General features: G+C 55.0%; 12 protein-coding genes. 8 read left to right on the top strand and 4 right to left on the bottom strand.

What is annotated here, in order from left to right; translation table 11 throughout:
• Positions 1-141: 141 nt before the first annotated feature.
• The 3 genes from P398_RS0106030 (at position 142) to P398_RS0106040 (ending at position 7,593) form a co-directional block, all read left to right on the top strand.
• A complete protein-coding gene (locus P398_RS0106030) occupies positions 142-1,551 on the top strand; it encodes an Ig-like domain-containing protein (protein WP_029334451.1) in 1,410 nt (469 codons plus the stop codon).
• A gap of 641 nt (positions 1,552-2,192) precedes the next feature.
• Complete coding sequence (locus tag P398_RS0106035) at positions 2,193-4,796, top strand: Ig-like domain-containing protein (RefSeq protein ID WP_051638879.1); 2,604 nt, start codon at positions 2,193-2,195, stop codon at positions 4,794-4,796.
• Between the two features lie 199 nt (positions 4,797-4,995).
• Positions 4,996-7,593, top strand: a complete 2,598-nt coding sequence (locus P398_RS0106040) for a hypothetical protein (protein ID WP_029334453.1) — start codon at positions 4,996-4,998, stop codon at positions 7,591-7,593.
• Positions 7,594-7,669: 76 nt separating this feature from the next.
• On the opposite strand, the gene P398_RS0106045 is transcribed toward P398_RS0106040, so the two are convergent.
• From P398_RS0106045 to P398_RS0106065, 4 genes are all read right to left on the bottom strand, one after another.
• Positions 7,670-7,945 (bottom strand): hypothetical protein, encoded by a 276-nt coding sequence (locus tag P398_RS0106045; protein WP_029334454.1) that lies wholly within the window; start codon positions 7,943-7,945, stop codon positions 7,670-7,672.
• Between the two features lie 170 nt (positions 7,946-8,115).
• On the bottom strand, positions 8,116-8,745 hold the full coding sequence (locus P398_RS0106055; protein ID WP_147287396.1) for a hypothetical protein: 630 nt from the start codon (positions 8,743-8,745) through the stop codon (positions 8,116-8,118).
• Positions 8,746-8,825: 80 nt separating this feature from the next.
• Positions 8,826-9,134 (bottom strand): hypothetical protein, encoded by a 309-nt coding sequence (locus P398_RS0106060; RefSeq protein ID WP_147287397.1) that lies wholly within the window; start codon positions 9,132-9,134, stop codon positions 8,826-8,828.
• The gene (locus tag P398_RS0106065) at positions 9,089-9,850 is read right to left on the bottom strand and encodes an SH3 domain-containing protein (protein WP_029334458.1); all 762 of its coding nucleotides are present in this window, start codon (positions 9,848-9,850) and stop codon (positions 9,089-9,091) included. The genes P398_RS0106060 and P398_RS0106065 overlap by 46 nt, the downstream gene beginning before the upstream one ends.
• A 185-nt stretch (positions 9,851-10,035) precedes the next feature.
• Between P398_RS0106065 and P398_RS0106070 the strand changes: the two genes are divergently transcribed.
• The 5 genes from P398_RS0106070 to P398_RS0106090 all read left to right on the top strand — a co-directional run bounded on the left by P398_RS0106070 (position 10,036) and on the right by P398_RS0106090 (position 21,904).
• A complete protein-coding gene (locus P398_RS0106070; protein ID WP_051638880.1) occupies positions 10,036-12,162 on the top strand; it encodes a heparinase II/III family protein in 2,127 nt (708 codons plus the stop codon).
• Between the two features lie 237 nt (positions 12,163-12,399).
• Positions 12,400-14,463 carry a bifunctional metallophosphatase/5'-nucleotidase gene (locus P398_RS0106075; protein WP_029334460.1) on the top strand — a complete coding sequence of 688 codons (2,064 nt, stop codon included), beginning with the start codon at positions 12,400-12,402 and terminating at the stop codon, positions 14,461-14,463.
• A gap of 182 nt (positions 14,464-14,645) precedes the next feature.
• Positions 14,646-17,729, top strand: a complete 3,084-nt coding sequence (locus tag P398_RS0106080; protein ID WP_029334461.1) for a CgeB family protein — start codon at positions 14,646-14,648, stop codon at positions 17,727-17,729.
• A complete protein-coding gene (locus P398_RS0106085; protein WP_029334462.1) occupies positions 17,726-19,885 on the top strand; it encodes a glycosyltransferase in 2,160 nt (719 codons plus the stop codon). Before P398_RS0106080 ends, P398_RS0106085 begins: the two co-directional genes overlap by 4 nt.
• Positions 19,886-19,939: 54 nt before the next feature.
• Positions 19,940-21,904, top strand: a complete 1,965-nt coding sequence (locus tag P398_RS0106090) for a hypothetical protein (RefSeq protein ID WP_029334463.1) — start codon at positions 19,940-19,942, stop codon at positions 21,902-21,904.

A 21,904-nucleotide genomic window follows, 5' to 3' on the forward strand; every position in this document is an offset into this window, starting at 1 on the left:
TTTCGGAGGTGTCTTTTTTTATGACTCCCAAAGATGAAAAACATACGTATAATTTAGAAATTTATGTACCTATTTTTAAAATAATCCAATATAATAAATTTGTTGTCTATTGCTACATTATTTTAGGAGGAATTCATAAACATGAAACAACCGAAGTATTTATCACTTTTCCTCGCCGGGACACTCGTCATCGGCGGCTTCAGCCCATCGTTCGTCGCGGCCGAAGGGAACACCGAGACGGTCGAGCCTGTCGAACAGACGGAAACGACAGACACAACGGTTCCGACAGAACCTGAAGTGACGACTCCAGTCGAAACGACGCCGGAAGTCGAAGCTGACGTGACGGCACCGGACGCACCGGTCGTCTCGGCCGTGTTCCACACCTCGACGTCACTCACGATCAAAGGTGAAGTCGGCGCGAACGCGGAGATCCTCATCTCGGGCAAGACGTATGAGCGCATCATCCGCACGAACGGCGAAGCGATCTTCACGATGTCCCCGCAACCGGTCGGACGCGTCATCGACGTCCGTTTGGTCGATGCGAGCGGAAACGTGAGCGAGACGACGGCGATTGTCGTCGCAGAAGACGCGACGGCACGTCCGAAAGCCCCGGTCATCGGGAAAGTTGATAACTCATCACGCGCCATCGAAGTGACGGGGACGCCAGGACTCGCGGTCACGGTCACGGTCGGCGGCAGTACGTTCAACGGCTCGTTCGATGCGAACGGGAACTACCGTCGCGTCATCGCGCTCCAAAAAGTGGGGACAGTGCTCACGGCACAAGCGAAGAAACCGAACGGCGCGATCAGCGAGCTCGTGAAGTCGACGGTCGTCGCGGACACGGTCGCACCAAACAAGGCGCGCCTCACACAAGCTGTCACGACAGTATCGAACGGGATCGCCGGAACGGCCGAGCCGCTCGCGACGGTCATCGTGACGATCGACGGGAAAGCGTACACGGCCCCGGTCATGTCGACAGGGAAGTTCGTCTTACCGATCCCGAAACAACCGCTCGGAAAGAAGATGTCGCTCGTCGTCCGTGACGGCGCCGGCAACCGCAGTGCCGCTGAGACGCTCACGGTGCAACACGCGCTCTTCAACAATTTCCACCGCGTCAACATGGACGGCTTCCGCATGACGCTTCATAAGGAAGTGTTCGCCGCAGACGGATCGGTCCGTTACAACGAGACGTTCGCGCCGCTCTTCTTTGATCGTCCGACGAAAGCCAACATGGGCTTCCTCGTCAACTACATCGCGGAAGACGGTGAGCCGCTCGAGTTTGAGAAGCTCCGCATCCGTGTAGGCAAGGCGTCGTTCGTCCACACGATCGACCCGTACGACGTTGATTACTACGAGTATGACGATGGGACGGTCGAAGAGTCGTACTTGTTCCAACCGGATGCGAAGATGATCGCGTTCATCAAGCAACACGTTCGTCCGGAGAACCGGATCGTCGTCACGATCGAAGGATATGACTACGAAGTCGAATGGGCGCTCCTCGGAGGCGAGAAGCGCGCGTTCATCCAGTCGCTCCAATACGCTGGATACTAATATAGAAGAAAATCGCAAGAGGGAGAGCTGCCGGCCACGTGTCGGCGGCTCTTTTTGTGTATTTTCACAGCTGGATAGGACCAAAAGACATTCGCTTGAATTTAAACTAGGTGATTTGATTCATTTTTAAAAGTTTGGTCAATGTAAAAATAAGGATGAATAAATGGTTGTTTTTATACGAATCAAATTTCATACATGGAAATTATACTTTAATCCATTTAAAGGCATTTAATATCCTTTTATAGTTAAAATAAAAGTGTTTTAGCTCAAAATGGCTTAAAATCGGCATTTTTCGACCCTTTTCGACATTTATAAAAAAGGGGAAATAGTAATTGAATAATCTCGAAAGCTCCAAAATTCAAAATCATTCCCATTTTTACGAAAAAAAACGCTTGTGCTGTTTGGAAGCGTTATGTATATTATGGATGTAAGGTTTTCCAAGTTCATACTTGGTAAATTGTTCAAGAGTCACATCTTGAAAAATACCTACTAGTTTCGGTGAAGCTCAAGACCTAAAGGATCAGGTTGGATAAGTCGTTCGTTCGAATGGCGTATACATATGGAATCGTTTAGTGGGGGGAGCGGATCTTGCAAGCTGGTAGCGCAAAATCGCAACATACCAAAGGGAGGATTTACACAAGATGGCAAAGAAATCATTCAAGTTAGTCAAAGCGTCAGCAGCACTCGCTGTGACGGCAGCAGCTCTTACTCCGGTAATGGCAGCAGAAGCTTCAACAGCAAAAGCAGTTGAGCTCAAAGCAGAAGTCGTACTCGGCGGCAAGTTCAAAGAGGCACTCGCTCTTAACACACCAGCTGGCGTACAAATCACATGGGGCAAGCACCTCGTAACAGCAATCAACAAGTGGCAAACAGTTACTGGTAAAGGTTCTGATGGCAAGACGTACATCAAGAAACTTTACGCTCGTAACTACCCACTCTACGTTCTTGACCAAGACCTCGGCGAAGTCGAAGCTGGTTCTGAACTCGTAAAACCATCGATCCGCGTTATGTACCGCGATGGAAAAGTTTACACACAAGCTCCTGAGCGCTACACAATGAGCTCGAACTACAACACGAAAGATGAAGGCGAGCAAAAAGTCCTCATCTCTTACAACCACAACGGTAACCGTGTAACGAAAATGCTTTCTTACACAGTAGTAGCTGGTGAAGTTGAGTTCGAAAACATCTCTGCTTCAGTTAACCAAGCGACAGAAGTTCTTTCTGTAAACGCTGACGTGAAGAACCTCAAAGAAGGCGAAAAAGTTGAACTTCACGTTTTCGCTAACAAAAACACTGCTTCAACGCCAATCGTAACGGAAGCAACAGTTACTAAAGAAGGCAAATTGTCTGTATCTCGTCAATTCCCAGTTGGCACACACTCGTTCCAACTCGTATCTGGCGATGTGAAATCTGACCTTAAAGACTTCACAGTTGAAGCAGCTATGGTTAAAAACGTAGCGGCAATCAACGCGAAAGAACTTCAAGTTACTTTCAACAAGCCTGTCGATAAAACTGACATTGCTGGTAAAGTAACACTTGAAGGCGTAACTTTCGATACACCAGTTCTTTCTGAAGATGGAATGGTTCTTACGCTTACTGCAACAGCAGTTGCTCCAGCGACACCGAAAATTGAAGTTACTAACGCTAAATTGACTGTTGCTCCAATCAAAACTAAAGCTGATGCTAAAGTATTGACTGCTGCATACAACGCGATCTTCTCGGCTGCTGATAAGACTGCTGCTTCTGTAGCTGGCGTCAAAGCTGTAGGTACAACTGCTGAGATCACTTTCTCTGAGCCTGTACAATCTGCTGGATTAGTAAGTGTGAACGGCGTTCAAACTTCTGGTTCACTTTCTAAAGATGGTAAAACTTTAACGGTTTCAGGTCTTGAAGCTGAAAAAGCATACCGTGTTGACCTTGTTGGCGTAAAAGATTTCGCTGGTAACGTCTCTAACCCGATCGCCCTCAACTTCACAGTTGCAAAACCGGTTGTTGACAACGTGAAACCAACTGTGTCTGGTTCTGTTTCTGGAACTACAGTCACACTTAACTTCTCAGAAGAACTTAAGTCTGCTGGTACACTAACTATTGGATCTGCGCCATATCCGTTGGTTCAAGATAAAGATGTGAAAACAAAGTACACTGCTGATGTGAAGGGTGCACTCGGAACTGCAACGTTCTTGAACGCATCATTCAAAGTAGCTGGGTTTGAAGATCTCGCTGGAAACAAAGGCGAAGACTACACGTTCACTGGTTTGATTCAAGGTGACACTACAGCACCTACATTCGCTGGTGCTTCAGCTAAAATCCTTGTTGCTGATGACAAAACTGTTGATACTGATGTAGATGCTGTTTACCTTACGTTCAGCGAGAAGGTTGATTTCAAAGGGAACCTTAACATCACGTCAATTAACGGAATCGTTCAAAGCAAACCTGAACCGATTCTTGTAGATCAAAAAACTGGTCAAGGTGTTGACGTGGATGGGAATGGCAAGATTGAAGGAGCAGAAGCTTATACTATTAAAGTATTGGTTGATCTTGATGAGTCTACGTCATACGGGTTCTCTGTAGATAAAGAATCGGTTAAAGATCTTTCTGGTAACCCGCTTGCTTCTACATTGTTCTTCAACTTGACTACAGGTAAATTTGTTCCAGCTACGCCAGAGAGCACTGCAACAGTTACTGCTACTGTAGCTGAGCCTGTGTCAAATTCTACACTCGTTGTTACTTTCAGTGAGAACATGACATCTTCTGCGCTTCAAGCTTCTAACTATACTCTTGGTGGGCAAGCGCTTCCTGCTGGAACAACGCTCAACTTCGTGGACAGCTTGAAAGAGGTTCACGTGAAGTTGCCAGCTGGATCTGTAGCTGTTAACGGTTTATACGTCTTCGAAGGTAAGAATCTTGTATCAACAGCTGGAAACACATTGGCTGGCGAGAAAGTTTCAAAACTCTTGACGTTGAAGGAAAACATTGCACCAGTTGCAACGAAAATTGATGTTGTAGCTAGCAACAAGTTCACGGTAACATTCTCTGAGAACGTTACAAATGTGACAACAGGGATCATTGTTAAAGTTAACGGTGTAACTGTAACGCCAGATAGCTTGTCTATCTCAGGCAACAAACTCACTGTTGAAACAGCTGCTAACTTCTCGCTCTCTGACAGCTTGTCTGTAGAGTTCAAAGATGCAGGTTTGGCTGATGGTAATGGAAACGTGATTGTAAACGCAACAATCACTAAATAATTGTTGACCCTCCCTTAGGGTTAAATAGAGCAAAGTCTTCGGACGGAGCCATCTTGTAAACCGGTAGTGCCTCGGCACTGCCGGTTTTTTTCTATGCCTTGCACAAAAAAATGATTCCCCTTTTCTAAAAAACAGATTATACTTTTTTTGTAATAAAAAATATCATTTCCCATAATTTTAAGAAAAGAGGAAAACATACGTGAATCGAATCATCTTTATCTTGGCACTCTTCTTGATGGTCGGCGGACTCGCCGTGCCGAGCGCGAACGCTGCGACGAGCAGTGAGCCGCTCCCGCCCCATCAACGCATCTCCAACAGCCCTTACGTTCTTTTAAATGACGGAAAGGCGCTGTATCACACGACGACGGGCGAGCGGATCGCGCTCACCGAAGCCGTCACGTTCAACCGTTTCACTCAAGTCGACCAGTTCGTCAGCCCGGAAGGCGACTACCTCGTCTTCACCGAGCGCTGCACCGACTGCTCGTCGACGCTCTATGTCGTCGGTTTAGATGGGAAGGTCCAGATCAGCTCGTTCCCGGAATATGACCGCCTCATCGGGGCCGACATCGGCAACGGCCGCCTCTTCTGGTATCAAAACGACGGGAAGACCGTCGCGACGACGCTTGCCCGCGACGTCATCTGGGAGAAGCACCTCGGCACGTCGAACGTCTCGCTGACGGCGGACGGGAAGACGATCCTTGCGGCAGCGGACCAATTGGAACAAATCGCACACGTTTCTGCCGAGACGGGGGAGACGCGCTTCACCCGTACGCTCCCGAAACAAGACATCCTTGTCAAAAAGCCGCTGTCTTTCCAAAACATTACGATCTATACGGTGCACGCCCATAACCGGGCCCACTATATTTATAATGAAGTGACTGGAAGCGTGACGTTGACGACACGGAACGAATCGGATACGAACTATGCGATGACAAACGGTGCGATCCATTGGTATCAAGACGGCGCGTACTCTGTATACGATGTCGCGACAACGGACGTCACGACGTATCCGGTCGCCGTGTCGATGAACGTGTTCCCGGAGACAATCGTCTTCAGCGATGGGGAACGGATGGCGCTATCTGCCTACCGTCAGCTTCCGCAGAAGCTCGAGTTTTTCATCGATCGGCAAGCGAACGAATCCGGCGACATGACGCTATACATGAACCGGTCGTATCCGATCTTCTTGAAAGAGACGCGGATTGACGGCACGGAACGGTCGATCCCGCTCGACCGTCTGACACCGACCTACGCCGACTCTGGCATCACCTCGCCGCTTCAGTCGAACCGAGCGACGTCTGTGACCTATCACATGACGTATAAAGGTCTCCGCTTCACGGACACGCTCTATGTGAAGCGAGAAGGTACGGTCACGGTCCAACAGTATGGCATGGACGGCGAAATCATCGGGGAGACGACACCGCGCGCCTCAATCACGGTCGAGGCCGTCTCAAACGGCCAACCGGTCACGTATACGGGCCGCGCCGATGCCGGCGGACGGTTCCATATCCAAACGGACCGTTTGGTGAAAGGCACGCCGCTCGTCATCTCGTCCGTTGACAGCACGACCGCCGCCTACAAGAAACGGTTCACCGTCACGGACGGCATCCCGCTCGACATGAACATCAAAGTCGTCGGCGACAACGCGGAGACGGGCGTCGCCTTCAAGACGGTCCCTAACGGAAAGATCAGCCTGTTCGTGAAAGAGCGTTACCATAGCTACTATGAGACGGTCCAAGCGGATGCGTCTGGGATTTTCCGGGTGACGGACTCGGTCGACCCGCTCACGAAAGGTGTCCAGTTCTACTACCGTCCGTTCGGTGGACCGCTGAGCAGTGAGAAAGTGCTGACGATTTTTGAACGGGCCGAGCCGGAGTTCACGTTGCGTAAGACACCGACGGCAGGCGATCTGTCAATCGGTGTCAACACGACGACACGTCTCGTGACGACGAACTACTACGTCAATGACAAGTTGCTCGGGACCGGCGGAAGCCTGCTCCATCTCGAGACACCGCTAAAACCGGGAGACGTCGTCCGCGTCGTCATGCGCGCTGGTGATCGGACGAAGACGATTGAGCATCAAGTCGCTGCGATCGGACCGACGATTTTAGAAGTGACGGACGTCGCGATGACGGCGACGCACACGGTCGTCAACGTTCGTCGTGACACGCGTGCCGAGCTTCAATTCTTCATCAACGGCAAGCTGACGACGGCGACACCGGTTTCGACGACGCGGTTCACGATCCCGGCTCGTCCGGGCGATATCGTCCTCGTCCGCTTAGTGCGGAACGGGCAGAAACTCGACACCCGCCTCGCGCTCCCGCAAGTGACGTTCAGCAACATCCGCCTCCACGACGAGCAGACGACGTGGGTCGGCATGGTGCTTCCGAACAGTAACGTCACGCTCCAAAACGGGACGCGACAAATCGCGAGCGGCAAGAGCTCGTCGACGGGACGTGTCGTCATGAGTTTGGCACCGCAGCCGCTCAACGCGAAAATCACGCTCGTCAGCACGCGCGGGGTATACCGCTTCGTGCAGACGGTGAACGTGAAGGCCGGTCTCACGCCGGTCATGACGGTGGCCGCTCCGACGAGCACGGCACGGACGGTCACGGTCAACTCGAACGTCGACTACGGGACGGTCACGATCCATCGCGGGACGACGCTCCTCGCGACGAAGGCGGTGACGTCGAAGTCGACACCGGTCGCAATCGCGGCCCAAAAGTCAGGCACGCGCCTGACGATCAAACTGACGACGCCGAAAGGGAGTACGCAGACCGTGTATGTGACGGTCCGCTAAAAAAACGCCTGTCCGAATGATTTCGGGCAGGCGTTTTCGCATAGAAAAACGAGGTGCGCGTGGCACCTCGTGGATGTTAGTCGATGACGATCACGGACAGACAAGACGTCGCCGCCTTGAGGCAGTCGCGCTGTGAGTCGTACTTTGCCTTCATGTTCGGGAACCATTTCCAGAGCGAGCTCGAGTCAAACGAGTCGATTTGTCGGAACGGCTCGGCCAGTTGAGCTTGTTTACTAATGTGGAGCGTGAATGAGAACTCACACGTGGCTGACTGATGCAGGTCGATCTCCGCGAGCCGCTGCAAATTTCGTTTATATGTGAATCGCTCGGAGCAAGGGAGAAAAGTTGTCATGACCGCACCTCTTTTTATCAGTTTCTTCCACTTCAGTATACAATTATACCCAATGTTTGTCGCACTATTTTTTGATTTTTTAGGTCATGATTTTGAATTTATTTACTTTCATACTTGTAAGAATTCCAGGTTCATTCATTTGTATAAGTTTGATGAAACGCCCTTTCTACTTATGGGATCGTGATGACGACATCGTCATATCCGTATGCCTGCAAGACGAGCTTGCGCCCGGGTACGTACGAAGAGGCGTATAGTACGAAGTACGGTGAGCCGTTCCACGTCCCGGCCTCCGGTACGCGGTATGTCGCGATCAGACGTGGGTCGAAATACGCTGCGTTCGGGGCGACGGCTTGTTGGACGCTATCCATCCATCGGCGGTCAGGCGTACGAATGAGCAAGAACTCACCGGCCCGTTTCACTTCGATGCGAGGTGGTGCCAGTTTATAGGCGGACAACGCCTCGCCATTGACTTTCGTCACGCGAGACTCGCGCCCGTTGACGGTCACGTCGAACGTGAAGTGGTGGCGATTTGAACCGATCAAAGAGACGTGGCGATACGTTCCTGACTCACGGTACGGAGCTTGTTCTGTCACGAAGTCACCTTCCTTGTAAGCGCCGTGGTGTCGCACGACCTGGTTCTCGAACGTCCGCTTAAAGGCGACGTCGATCATTTTACCGGAAGGATCGATCAACCCGATGAGCTCACGCTGGTAGTCGTCACGCTTCGACGTATCATAGGAAACGAGCGAACGGTCGTGACGGAGGACCAAATCCTCGAGATGACTTCGTTGCGTCGTCATGACATACGGGCGGTCTAACGGCCCGGGGCGAAGCGCCCGGTTCACGTCATCGATGAGGCGCTGCCAGTCCGCTGCGGTTGCTAGTGAGACGCGACGGTATCGACGTCGACTTCTTCGTCCGCGAGGCGCATGAGCCAGGCGCTGATTTGTTGCTCGGTCGGGTTCATCCATCGGCCCCGAACCGGAACGGCCGATGGTTTCGTTCCTTTAATCAACCCATGGGCCCCGTCTAAGATTTGGTTCGGTGAGACGCCGATGACATGTTTTACGACGGTCGAACGACCGAGCGTCACTTGGGCGTCGGCGAACGTCGACTCGAGGTGGTTGATCGTCCCGTTCACGTTCACCTGAGCGATATAAGAACTAGGCGATGGATAAAAGTCGCCCATCCGTAAGACGACCCGTTCAATCGTCGCTTTTCCTGAAAGGCGCGACGTTCCGGTGACAGCGACTTGGCGGAACGTCCCGTTGAGCCGGCGGTCGTGACTTGCGTGACGGGACTGGCCGCGTTGATGACGATGGTCGGGCTCAGATGGGAGCTCACGTTGATGACGAACGTCTCGATTCGCTCGGAGGCGGCCTTGTCGATATCGAGCGTGAACGAACCCGGATGGAACTGGTTCGGATTGAACACCTTGAACCCGGTGATCACGTTCCCGTCCGTGACGGGGATCCCGAACACGGTCTTGAATACACCTGCGTGTTTTTTGAAGAACGGCAGCAACGGCGCGTCAATTTTGTACGTCTTGCCAAGCATGCTGACGATGTCGCCGCCTTTATACGTGAAGTAGCTGAACGACCCGAAGACGGGTGCCGGGACGACGTCTGTCACCGGTTTCGGTGCGGTGGTCTGCTTCTGGATATCCCGTTTGGCGACGAATCCTTTCTGTTTGCCGTACTGGACGTTCGACCCGCTGCCTTTGTCGGATAAGTGGGTGACGGTCTTGCCTTTCGGGATGGTGATGAGCGTCTTCGCTTTCGTTGACGCGGACTGCTTGAGGGCGACCTGCTTCGCGGTCACGTACGGCGTCTTCGCCGAAACGGGCGGCGGGAATGTGCTGACGACGAGAGCGGCGATCAGCGTGAGAATGATGAATCGTTTCATGGACTGTACTCCTTTTTCCTGTTTTCTCTTTAGTATAGCAACGCACCGACGCTCAAACCGATTGTTTTGTAAGATGATGGAAACGAGTTATTTGGAAACAGAAACTAAAAAACGATTCCCTTCATTTTGAAAAAGTTTCCTCTTTATCATGGTATGATGGTAAAAAAAGATAAAAGGGGTATTTGATGAATCTACTTATGAAAGGCACGCTCTTGTCGACAGCACTCATCTTGACGGCGACATCGGTCGGCGCGGAAGCGAGCACACGTCCATTTTTCACCGAAGTCGGGAAAGACACGACCGTCTATCGGCTCATGCCGGACAAGTCGATGCGACCGATCGCCACGCTTACACCGAACAAGCGCTACGACGTCGTCGGCGTCTCGGGGAGTTACTATCAAGTCGAGGTCGACGGGCGCCGCACATACGGCTTGAAGCGGGACATCCCGCTCAAGACGACGACACTCACGAAAGCGGTCGTCGCCGACAGCCAATATGACCGCCTGCTCCATAACTACACGGCGCGCTCGGTGAAGCGCGAAGTGCCGTACTATTACGGCTTCTTGACGGAGGCGCAAGCCGTGTCTCAAGCCGACTCGGCACTAAATGGCAGCTGGCGGCTCGGGGCGGCACCAGGCCGTCAAGCCGTGCCGGACATCGCCATGTTCGACTGGGAGCGCGACATCAAAGTCGGCGACTCGACGTCGTTCATGTTCCAGGCACAATACTGGATGGTGTTGAACCAAGTGACGATGGCGTACCATTACACGAAAGACGTCAAATACTTGGCGTACGGGAAGCAGCTCGTCGAGGGCTGGGTCAAGCAGTATCCGACCGCGCAATACAAACGTTACCCGAACGCCTACCATCAACAAGGGACGGCCATCCGCACGTTCCATTTAATCAACTTCTGGAACCAATACAAACGCTCGCGTCTGAACAATGACGCCGCGTTCAGCGCGCTCGTGCTCCGTGCCGTCGAAGGACACGGTGAGGTGTTGTCGACGCCATCGTTCTATCGCCCACGCCACAACCACGGGATTTTCCAAGACATGGCGCTCACCGACATCGCCGAGACGTTCCCGGAACTCGAGCGGTCGGCCGAATGGCGTGAGCTCGCGGCGGCACGTCTGACCGAACAGCTCGACCATTCGCTCAGCCCGGACAACGTCCACCTCGAGCACTCGCCGGGCTACCAAGTGTACACGTATGAGATGCTGTACCGCTTCAACCGCTGGATCGAGGCGAACGGTTTCACGACGTCGCCACGACTAGAGGCGGTCGAGCAGATGCCGGAGACGCTCGTCCATCTCGTCAAGCCGAACCGGACGTTGCCGCTCTTCGGTGACACGACGGGCGAGCCGCGGACGACGTCGATGATCTCGACGCTGCGCGACTATCCACACCTATTGTTCGCCGTCACGGGCGGCAAGGAAGGCGTCCGTCCGTTGGAGCGGACGAAGCAGCTCCACACGCAATATGCCGTCCTGCGCGAGCATTGGGGCGAGAAACGTCCGTTCGACGAGGCGGTCTCGCTCATGATGACGGCCGGCTTCCATAACACGGCGCACAAGCATCAGGACGATTTGAGCATCGACTTGTACGGCTATGGGCGTGATTTCATCGTCGAGACGGGCCGCTTCGGCTACACGAATTTGCCGGAACGGAATCAGGCCGTCCACGTCAACGCCCACAACACGATCAACACGGGCACGCGCCAGCTGACGCTCCATGCGAGCACGCTCGGGAAGAGCGGCATCTTGTCGGTCGAGGAGACGGACGGGTTGCAACGGGCAACCGGCTACAGCGAACTGATGGGACAAGGGGTCCACCACACGCGCAGCATTTCCCATGACCAGGCCGGCACGGTGATCGTCGCCGATACGGTCCGTTCGGACTCACGCGCCTCGTTCACGCAGCGGTTCCACCTCGGCGTCGGCCTTGAGCCGATCGAGGAGAAAGACGGCGAGACGATGTTCCGTGACAAAGAAGGACGGACGCTCCAAGTCGTGCAAATGCCGATTGCTTCGACCGGCGTCATGCGCCTCGAGCCGAGCTTCGTCGCCTATCGCGACTTCGAATGGACGCCGCGCCACCAAGTCGTCTCGACGAAGACGGGGGCGGGTACGTCGTTCATCACGTTGTTCCACATGTCGAAGACGGGCACGCGCGTCACGTTCTCACACGTGACGGAGACAGACTCGGCATACGTCGTGTCGTACTCGCTATCGGACGGACGCTCGCGCACGATCGAGATGCCGAAAGGCGAGGTCGACGTGCCGGAAGAAGAAATTGAAATCGTGGAAGAGTAAAACGTAGAGAGGATGCCATTTGGCGTCCTCTTTTTTCAAAATCCAAAAGAAATAACGAAATATTTACAGAAAAGTAATTGTGTTATTTTATGAGATTGCGTATCTTTAAAGGTGAAGTCAGTACGGATTTTGTAATCGCTTCCATTGGCTTGAGGTCAGACATCAAGCAATGGGGGAGAAATCGCGGGTGTGACTTCGTTTCGGTCGACTTATACATATCAAAGGAGGAATAATTGCATGTTGAATTCGAAAACACGCAAGTTTTATCAAGGGATGCTCGCGGCGACGCTCACGGCATCGGTGATCGCCCCTGCGGTCGTGACAGAGGCAGCCCCGGCAAAACAAACGGTGAAGTTGAAGGCAGCTTTCGTCGAGAACGGGGATCTCGACGCAGCGCTCGACAAGACATACCAAGGCAACAAGATCTACTGGTACAAATCGACGGTAGACATGGACAAGCTCGGTACATATCAAACGGTCAAAGGCTACATCAAGTGGAAGAACCAGCACTTCGAGAAGAAAGTGCGCGTCATCAACTATCCGAAAGCAATCATCGCACCGAAGGGTGAGTTGACGTTCAAACACGGCGAGAAGTTGACGGGTCAACTCAACACGCTCCAAATCCAATTCGTCGACCGTGTCCTCCGTCAACCGGTGAAATGGACGAACTTGTCGACGGACAAGATCGGGAAATTCACGGCGACGGCGTCGTACACGCATAAAGGCCGTACGGTCACGCTCGACGTTCCTTACGAAGTGAAAGGGTACGAGCTCTCGTTCATGCATACGAACGACACGCACGCCTCACTCGACTTCGCGGCGAACCGTGCCGCTGCAGTCAAAGAACTCCGCGCGCAAAACCCGAACCGTCTTTTGGTTGACGCCGGTGACGTGTTCTCGGGGTCGCTTTACTTCAACGAGTTCAAAGGACAAGTCGACCTCAAACTCATGAACTACATGAAGTACGACATGATGGTGCCGGGTAACCACGAGTTCGACCTCGGTACTGAGACGGGCCATAAAGAGTTCTCGCAATTCGTCCGCTACGCGAACTTCCCGTTCGTCAGCTCGAACGTCGACTACTCGAACGACCAATACATGAAGTCGCTCTTCCGCGACGAAATCGCGACAAAACCGTTCAACGGCCGCTTGTATGAAGGGATCATCCAAGAAGTCGATGGCAAGAAAGTCGGATTCTTCGGTTTGACGACGGAAGACACGGCGAACATCGCGAGCCCAGGTCCGATCCAGTTCCAAAACTATATCGAAGAAGCGAAGAAAGCCGTCAAGGCGTTCGAAGATATGGGCGTCGACCAAATCGTCGCTGTGTCGCACCTCGGCTACGATGACAACCCGGCGATCGACAACGACCTCGAGCTTGCGAAACACGTCGACGGCATCGATGTCATCATCGGCGGTCACTCGCATACACGTCTCGACGCACCGGTCCTCATCACAGAAGGCGACAACCCGACGGTCATCGTCCAAGCGTATCAGTATGGCGACTTCCTCGGCACACTCGACCTCGTGTTCGACAAAGACGGCAAAGTCGTCTCGCAAGCCGGTAAGTTGATCGACGTGAAGACGTACGCGCCAGACCCAGGGGCGGCTCGTCTCCTCGCACCGTTCGCGGCTGAAATCGACGGCATCAAGAATGCTGAAATCGGCGCATCAGCGACTGCTGCGTTCGAAAACTTGCGTGACTCAGGTGACGTGACGAAGCCGAGCGTACGTAAAAACGAGACGGCACTCGGAAACTTGATCACGGACGGCATGCTCGACCGTGCGAAGCAAGTCGATCCACAAGTCGTCGCAGCGATTCAAAACGCGGGCGGCATCCGTGCAGCCATCAACGAAGGTCCGATCACGACAGGTGAAGTGCTCACGACACTCCCGTTCGGCAACACACTCGCGGTCATGACGCTTCAAGGCAGCGAGTTGCTCGCGGCGCTTGAGCGCAGCGTCAGCGTCTATCCGATCGAGAGCGGCGGCTTCCTCCACATGTCTGGCATGAAGCTTGAGTTCGACAGCTCGAAACCGGCGAACAGCCGCGTCGTCAAGGCGCAAGTGCTTCAAGGTGAGACGTATGTCGATATCGACCCGTCTGCGACGTATAAGATCGCGACGAACTTCTTCGCGGCGAAAGGTGGCGACAACTACCTCGAGTTCAAGAAGGCTTACGAAGAAGGACGCGTCAACGATCTCGGTCTCATCGACTGGGAGATCATGCGCGACTACCTCGTAAAACAAGGCGAAGTCACACCGACGGTCGAAGGCCGCGTGGTCGACGTCAAAGAATAATGAATTGCGAAAGGACATCCAGACGGGTGTCCTTTTGTTCTGTCTTCGATTTGTCATCCAGTTGATTTTGCCTTTTGAATTGAGCGTTTGCTATAATCAATGGGTGTCGAAACGAGATGTTTCAAATAAGAAGGCATCGGCTAAAGAGAAAACGATGCCATTATGAATTTGGAGGAACCCCCATGAGTTGGAAACGTAAAGTGAAACGTGGTGTCTATTTAGGCATGCAGCGCGGCAAACGAATCGGCCGTCGGTTGATGAAAGGGACGAAGACGCAAGTGCAGACGAGACAGTTCGTCGAAGTCGTCCCGTCTTGGCATGCCCGGACGTCTGCAAACTATGAAGTGGACGGCGCGGCGCTCGTTTCTACGATGGCCGAGAAGCAATTTTTGACGTACGGTGAGCGCGCCTCGTCATTCCGCACGGTGCCGGGCCCGGATTCGTTCCAGCTCAACCCGTCGATCCGCGAGTTTGACGCGAGCCTGAACGTCGAGAAGAGCGGTGACATCGATGTCACGCTTCTCGTCATGATGTATAGCGACCAAGAACGGACGCGCGTCGTCCGTGTCGGGGACGGTGTCCGTACGACGGTCACACTCCGCGAAGATGAGACGAAGACCCGCTTCGTCATTCAGACGCAAGGGAAGGGACGCGTCTTGATCCAGTCGCTCCTCATCGACGGACAACCGCTTTGGAACGTCGAAGGGATGAGCAGCGCCGTCGCTGACTCAGACTTCGATACGATGATCGAGCTCGACGCCGAGTCGCTCGAACTCCTCTCCCCGCTCAGCCGCATCGTCCATGTTGACGGCGGCACGATCACGGTGACGGGACAAGGCAACCAATACGAGCACTACGGCGTCCATGAATCGGCGCTCCCGCACGTCGACACCGAACGCGGCATCGACTTCCCGCTCGCCGATATGGACGACTACGTCTATCGTTTCTATTTAAAAGGAGACGCGACCGAGATGGCGAAAGCGACGCTCTTCGTCGCGACGTACGCGCACGGCGAGCGCGACCAGCTCATCGAAGTACCGCTCGGCTTCAGCAACGTCATGAGCCTCACGCCGAGCCATGAGTCGGTCCGCTACTTCGTCCGCTTCCACGGGAACGGGACGATCTCGGACTTGAAGCTCGGTGTCATCCGCGAGAACAGTGTCCGCCGCACGGAGACGTTCGACCTCGACCCGACGTTCTGGACGATCCCGACGCCGGAGTCGATCAAGCTGAAACAAGACCCGAACGGACTCCGCCTCGTCTTGGACGTCGAGCCGGACGCGCGCCGTTACGTGTCGTACATGGAGACGAACAACCGCTTCACGGTGCTCCCGAAAGAGAAGCCGTACACGGTCCGTCCGAACCACCGCTACCGCGTCACGGTCGACGGTGAGCTCGGCGAGAACACGGGCGTCGTCCTGTACATCATCTCGTACTCGCTCACGGAGCGGTTGTCGATGCAACAAGTGCAGCTCGGCAGCGAGAAGATTTTCGAGTTCAGTAAAGACGTGCGCTACCTCCGCTTCGCCCTCCGCGTCGACGGACAAGGCGAGACGCTCGTCACGAACATCCGTGTCAGCGAGGAGATCATCACCGACCGGACGCAAGTGCCGGAATGGATCGACCCGCGTGAGGCCCGCCTGTTCGAGGCGACGCCGCGCGAGTTGCACGAGATGAAAGTCGCGGCCATCTTCGACGAGTTCACGACCGCCTCGTACCGTCCGGAATGTGAGTTGATCACGTTCTCGCCGGACGACTGGCCGGCCGTCCTCGCCGACCGTCAGCCCGACTTCCTCATGGTCGAGTCGGCCTGGAAAGGGAACGACAAGACGTGGGAGAAGAAGATCGTCAAATATGGCACGAACACGTGGGAAGAGCTCGACGCGCTTCTCGAGTGGTGCCGTTTGAACAACGTCCCGACCGTGTTCTGGAACAAAGAAGACCCGATTCACTACGACCGGTTCATCGAGACGGCGAAACGGTTCGACTTCGTCTACACGACGGATGCGAACATTCTCGACAACTATAAAGAAGATTGCGGGCACGACCGGGTCGGCGCGCTGCCGTTCGCGGCGCAGCCGAAAGAGCATAACCCGATCCGTCTGCCGGGGACGCGTGAACCGTTCGCCTCGTTCGCCGGCTCGTATTACGCGAACCGCCACGAGTCGCGCCGCATCGACATGGACCGCCTGTTCGCGGCGGCCGACAAGTACGGCCTCGTCATCTACGACCGCAACTATGAGATGAACCAGCGCGGGGAGACGGACCAGCTCCAATTCCCGGAACAGTTCCGTAAATCGATCCGCGGTAGCCTGAAGTACAACCAGATCGCCAAGGCGTACAAAGGCTTCAAGGTCATGCTGAACGTCAACTCGGTGAACGACTCGCCGACGATGTTCTCGCGCCGTGTGTTCGAAGGGCTCGCCTGTGCGACCCCGGTCGTCAGCACGCGCTCGATCGGTGTCAAACAGATGCTCGGCGACTACGTCTTCTTGGACGAGGGCGACGAGATGCTCGAAGAGACGTTCCGTAAACTGTTGACGGACGACAGCTTCTACGAGGACGTCGCCATGGGTGGTATGCGTCACGTGCTCAAGTATCACACGTACACGCAACGCCTCGCCCAAGTCGTCGGCACAATCGGTTTGCCGTACCGTGTCGACCATCCGGAAGTCGCGCTCGTCGCGTTCGTCCGTTCCGCGGACGAGATGGACCGCGCCGTCGAGACGTTCCGGGCCCAAGACTACGAGCATAAACACCTCGTCGTCTTCCTCGACAAGTTCGAAGGCCACCTCGATTTGTATGAGGCGTACAACACGGAAGACGTGTCGACGTTCATGCTCAGTTACTTGCCGCAATATAACGCCTTGTCCGAGATTTTGGACGGTTTCGATTGGATGGCGTTCATCCGACCGGGCGACTATTACGGCCCGGCGTACGTGTCGGACTATATGCTCGCGACACGTTACGCCGACTCGAACATCTTGACGAAAGAAGATTACTTCACGTGGGACGACAAGTTGGAGAAAATCGACTCGGACGGGACGTACCGTTACGTCTTCGACGCGACGCCGTCGCGCTCGATCATGAAGCCGGACGTGCTCCGTTTCTATAGCGTGGCCGAGGCGCTCGACGTGTTGAAACAAGACGCGACGCTGAAAGAACTCGCCCAGTCCGGGGAACGCATCTTCAGCACGGACCCGTATCAATATGTAAAAGCAGGGAGCGACATGCCGCAAGCGGTCGCTCAGGAGGTACAACTATGACGACACCACTTCGCGTCCTCGTCTACGGGGACGTCAACTTGAACTTGATCGACGGGTCGGCCATCTGGCTGACGTCCGTCGTCTCGATGTTGAACCAAGACCCATCGATCAAAGTCGACGTGCTCTTGAAACGCTCGATTACGAAACCAGAAGTGACGGCCGGCATCCGCGAGTTGCCGAACGTCCGCTTCATCGACGTGTTCGCCGATCCAACTTATCAAGACGCGCCGTACGTCGAGCGCAAGGTGCTCCAAGCCGACGAGGCGGCGGGGCTGATCGATGAGTTGATGACGAAGGAGAAGTATGACCTCGCCTTCGTCCGCGGCTTCCAGCTCGCGTACGACTTGTCACAATATGAACAGACGATGGCGAAGACGTGGACGTACATCACAGATTTCACGCACGACCATACGCAAGCGTCCGAAGAAGAGCTCGCCCGGCTGAAACAGATCGCGTCGCGCTCGGCGCGCATGCTCTGCCAGACCGAGGCGATGAAGACGTACTTCGAGTCGTTCTTGCCGACGGACCGTCCGTTCCTCATTTTGAACCCGATGATCCCGAACGTGAAAGAGGCCGTCCCGACGTTCACGAAACCGAACGACCGTCTCGTCTACACGGGCAAGTTCGCACCGCTCTGGTATTCGACGGAGATCCTCGACGCGTTCGCGAAGCTCCGTGCCGACTATCCGGCCGAGCTGCACGTCGCGGGAGACAAGTTCAACCAAGACCCGAACAACCCGAACTTCAAACAAGACATCCTCGCCCGCTTGAAGTCGGATGACGGGCTGACGTGGCTCAAGGGCATCCCGCGCGCCGACGTCGAGACGCTCATCGAATCGAGTGCGATCGGCGTGTCATGGCGCCATCCGGAGCTTGACGCCTCGCTCGAACTGTCGACGAAACTGCTCGAGTACGGCTCGCTCGGGAAACCGGTACTATTGAACCGGAACCCGATGCATGAGCTCATCCTCGGCCCGGACTACCCGCTCTACGTCAACTCGGAACAGGAGTTCATCGAGAAGGCGAAGCTCGCCTTGACCGATGAGGCCGTTTACCGCGACGCGGCGACACGGCTATATGAGATGGCGCAGTACTATACGTTCACGAACACGTACAAACGCCTCCGTGACGAGTTGTGGTCGATGAAGAAGATCAACCTTCTGTTCGCCGGGCACGACTTCAAGTTCCTGCGTCTGTTCATGGATTACTTCGAGCGCCACCCGCGCTTCAACGTCTTGATCGACGAGTGGGAAGGACACAAGATTCATGACGTGAATCACAGCAAGGCGTGTCTCGAACAGGCCGACATCATCTTCTGTGAGTGGGGGCTCGGCAACGCCGTCTGGTACTCGCATCATAAGAAGCCGCATCAGACGATGATCGTCCGCATCCACCGCCAAGAGAAAGAGACGCCGTTCCCGCGCGAGTACAACTTGCACAACATCGACCGCATCATCCTCGTGTCGCCATATATGCTCGAGGAGATGTATCGTCTGTTCCGCATCCCGCGCCACAAGATGACGATGATCTACAACGCCGTCGACGGGACGCGTCTCGTTCAACCGAAACAGCTCGACGACTTGACGTTCCATCTCGGCATGATCGGGGTCAACCCGAAGCTGAAACGGCTCGACCTCGCGCTCGACATGCTCGAGACGCTCCGCAAGGAAGACACGCGCTACAAGCTGTTCATCAAAGGACATCACCCGAACGAGATCTACTGGATCAACAAACGGGAAGACGAGCGCGCCTACTACGACCGTCTGCTCGAGCGACTCGAGGAGCCGGCGTTCAAAGACAGCGTCGTCTTTGACGGTCACGGCAACGACGTGCCGGAATGGTTGACGAAGATCGGGTTCGTCTTATCGACGAGCGACCTCGAGAGCTTCCACCTCGCACCGGCCGAGGCGATGACGTCGGGCACGTATCCGATCATCCGTCACTGGACGGGCAGCGAGACGATTTACCCGGACGACGTGTTGATGGAGAACGTCTTAGACGGCGTCGACATCATCCGCTCGTTCCGCGGCGAGTCCGACAAGCTGCTCGCCTCGACCGAACGGTTCATGGCGTACGCGCATCACCATTTCGCCATCGAGACGCTCGCGCCGAAGCTTGAACAACTCATCTTGACCGAAATGAATCGAAAACAATGAGCAAGCCCGGGCTTCCGGGTTTGCTCGTTTTACCATACTTAGAGGAGATGCATTATGAGCCATTTTATGTATGAAGCGAAGACGCATACGCTCGATTTTGAGCGCCGTGACGGATTGACGCACGTCATCTCCGAGACGCCGCTCGACGTGCGCCTCGGCCATTACGACCCGTCTCGCGAGGAGCCGAACGGGATGAACGTCGCTTTGCGCCTCGATGACGCATTCACGGTCGACGTGCCGTTCAACAACTTGCTGCCGGTCTATTATTCGGAAGCACCGGTCGTCGTCGGTTCATCGCTCGTCGATGTCGCCGATCGGGCCGGCAAGTCGACAGAACGACAGGAGTCGGCGAGCCAGATGCGCCACATCGGTCACATCTTCGGACGCGACACGCGCATCGAGGGCGTCAAACGTCTCGCTGCCGGCGAACGGCTGACTGTACAAGACGGGCACGTCACAATCGAGACGTGGGACGAGCTGCCGCGCGGGGCGTCCAAACTACGGGACGACTTCACCGACACATGGCTCACGGCACTTCGACGCGCCGCTGCCGTCCCGATGGCGTCTGTGAACATTCCGTTCTCAGGCAGTGCACTCGACGTATTGCTCGCGAAACTTTACCTCGAAGCGGGGAAAGACGTGACGCTCCACGTCCCGGACGAGAAAGGGAACGAGGCGACGCTCGCCCGTGACTTGCTCGCTGAAGCGGAACTCGCCGTGACACCGACACCTGACGAGACGATCACGCTCTCGCTCAGCCGCCGGATGGCGTCGTCCTATGAGGCGACGGACGGCAACTTGTCCGCCTACGAGAGTGTGACGACCGGGCGCGACATCGACCATGGATATGCCGAAGTCGGCAAACACGGCTCGGACTGGTTGTACGGCAAGCACATCTTCTTGAAAGACAACATGGACGAGCACGAGGCGAAGCAACAGCTGTCGCGGAAAGCGATCCGTCCATTTGAAGGATTTGGCGAAGGCGAACGCGAACAAGTCGAGGCGATGCTCGATCGTTTGTTCGACGAAGAGACGGACCGCGATTGGAGCGGACGGCTCGAGGCGGCCTGGTTCCATTTGAAGGTCGAACATTTTCACGCTTACGCCCGGAGCGGGTTCATGCGCGAGATGACGATCCTTCAGCCGCTCTTTGACCGGGACGTCCTCCGCCACATCATCGAGGCGCCTTACGAGCTCCGCCGTCAAGGGCACCTCGTCAAAGTCGCCCTCGACGCCTTGTTCGGCGAGAAGCCGCTCCATTTCATCAAAGAATCGTTCGCGTGGAGTGACTCACCGCTTTTGCCGACGATTATTCCGGCGCCGCTCAACTGGCGGCTCATGCTCGACCACGTCGTGCCGGGGCAAGTGAAGCAGTTGAACGAGCGGCTCGGGGTCGAAGCGGGCGTGAGTGAACGCTTCAAACCGAGCGAGACGCCGGAACACGGCTACGTCTCGCTTTGGAACGACTGGACGGCCCGTAATTGGACCGTTCAACTGGACGGGTCGGAGATCGACCCGGAACAAGTCGAGCTCGTCGTGCCGGAGTCGCACAAGCCGCGCTCGGTGACGGTCAAGCCGTTCATTTACCATTATTTCGTCCCGTTCAACGCCGACTTGTTCAACTTGCGGGAGGATCAGTTCGTCGCCAACATCGAAGTGCTCCCGCTCGGCGGGGAGAACGGGTATCTCCAACTGTTCAACCAAAGTTTCAGCGCGCCGCCGTCGTCCGAGTTCCAAAAAGACGCGACGCTCGGAAGTGCGCCGTATATCGACCTCGACGGGTCGATCGAGCTGTTGTCTGAAGACGTGACGCCGATCGAGCTGTACGTCATGCAGTATGACGCGAAAAAGAATTTGAAGAAGACGGCGTTCAGCCATGAGCTCCGTCCCGGTGTGAATGAGATCCGCCACCGGATTCCGAAAGAAGTTGAAGCGAAGTTCGTCAAGTTAGCATTCAAATTCCAAAACGACCAACACACCGTCCAATTGAAGATGGGGTCGTGGGTCATAGAAAGCTGA

It is taken from the genome of Exiguobacterium aurantiacum DSM 6208 (genome assembly GCF_000702585.1).
Taxonomy (GTDB): Bacteria; Bacillota; Bacilli; order Exiguobacteriales; family Exiguobacteriaceae; genus Exiguobacterium; species Exiguobacterium aurantiacum.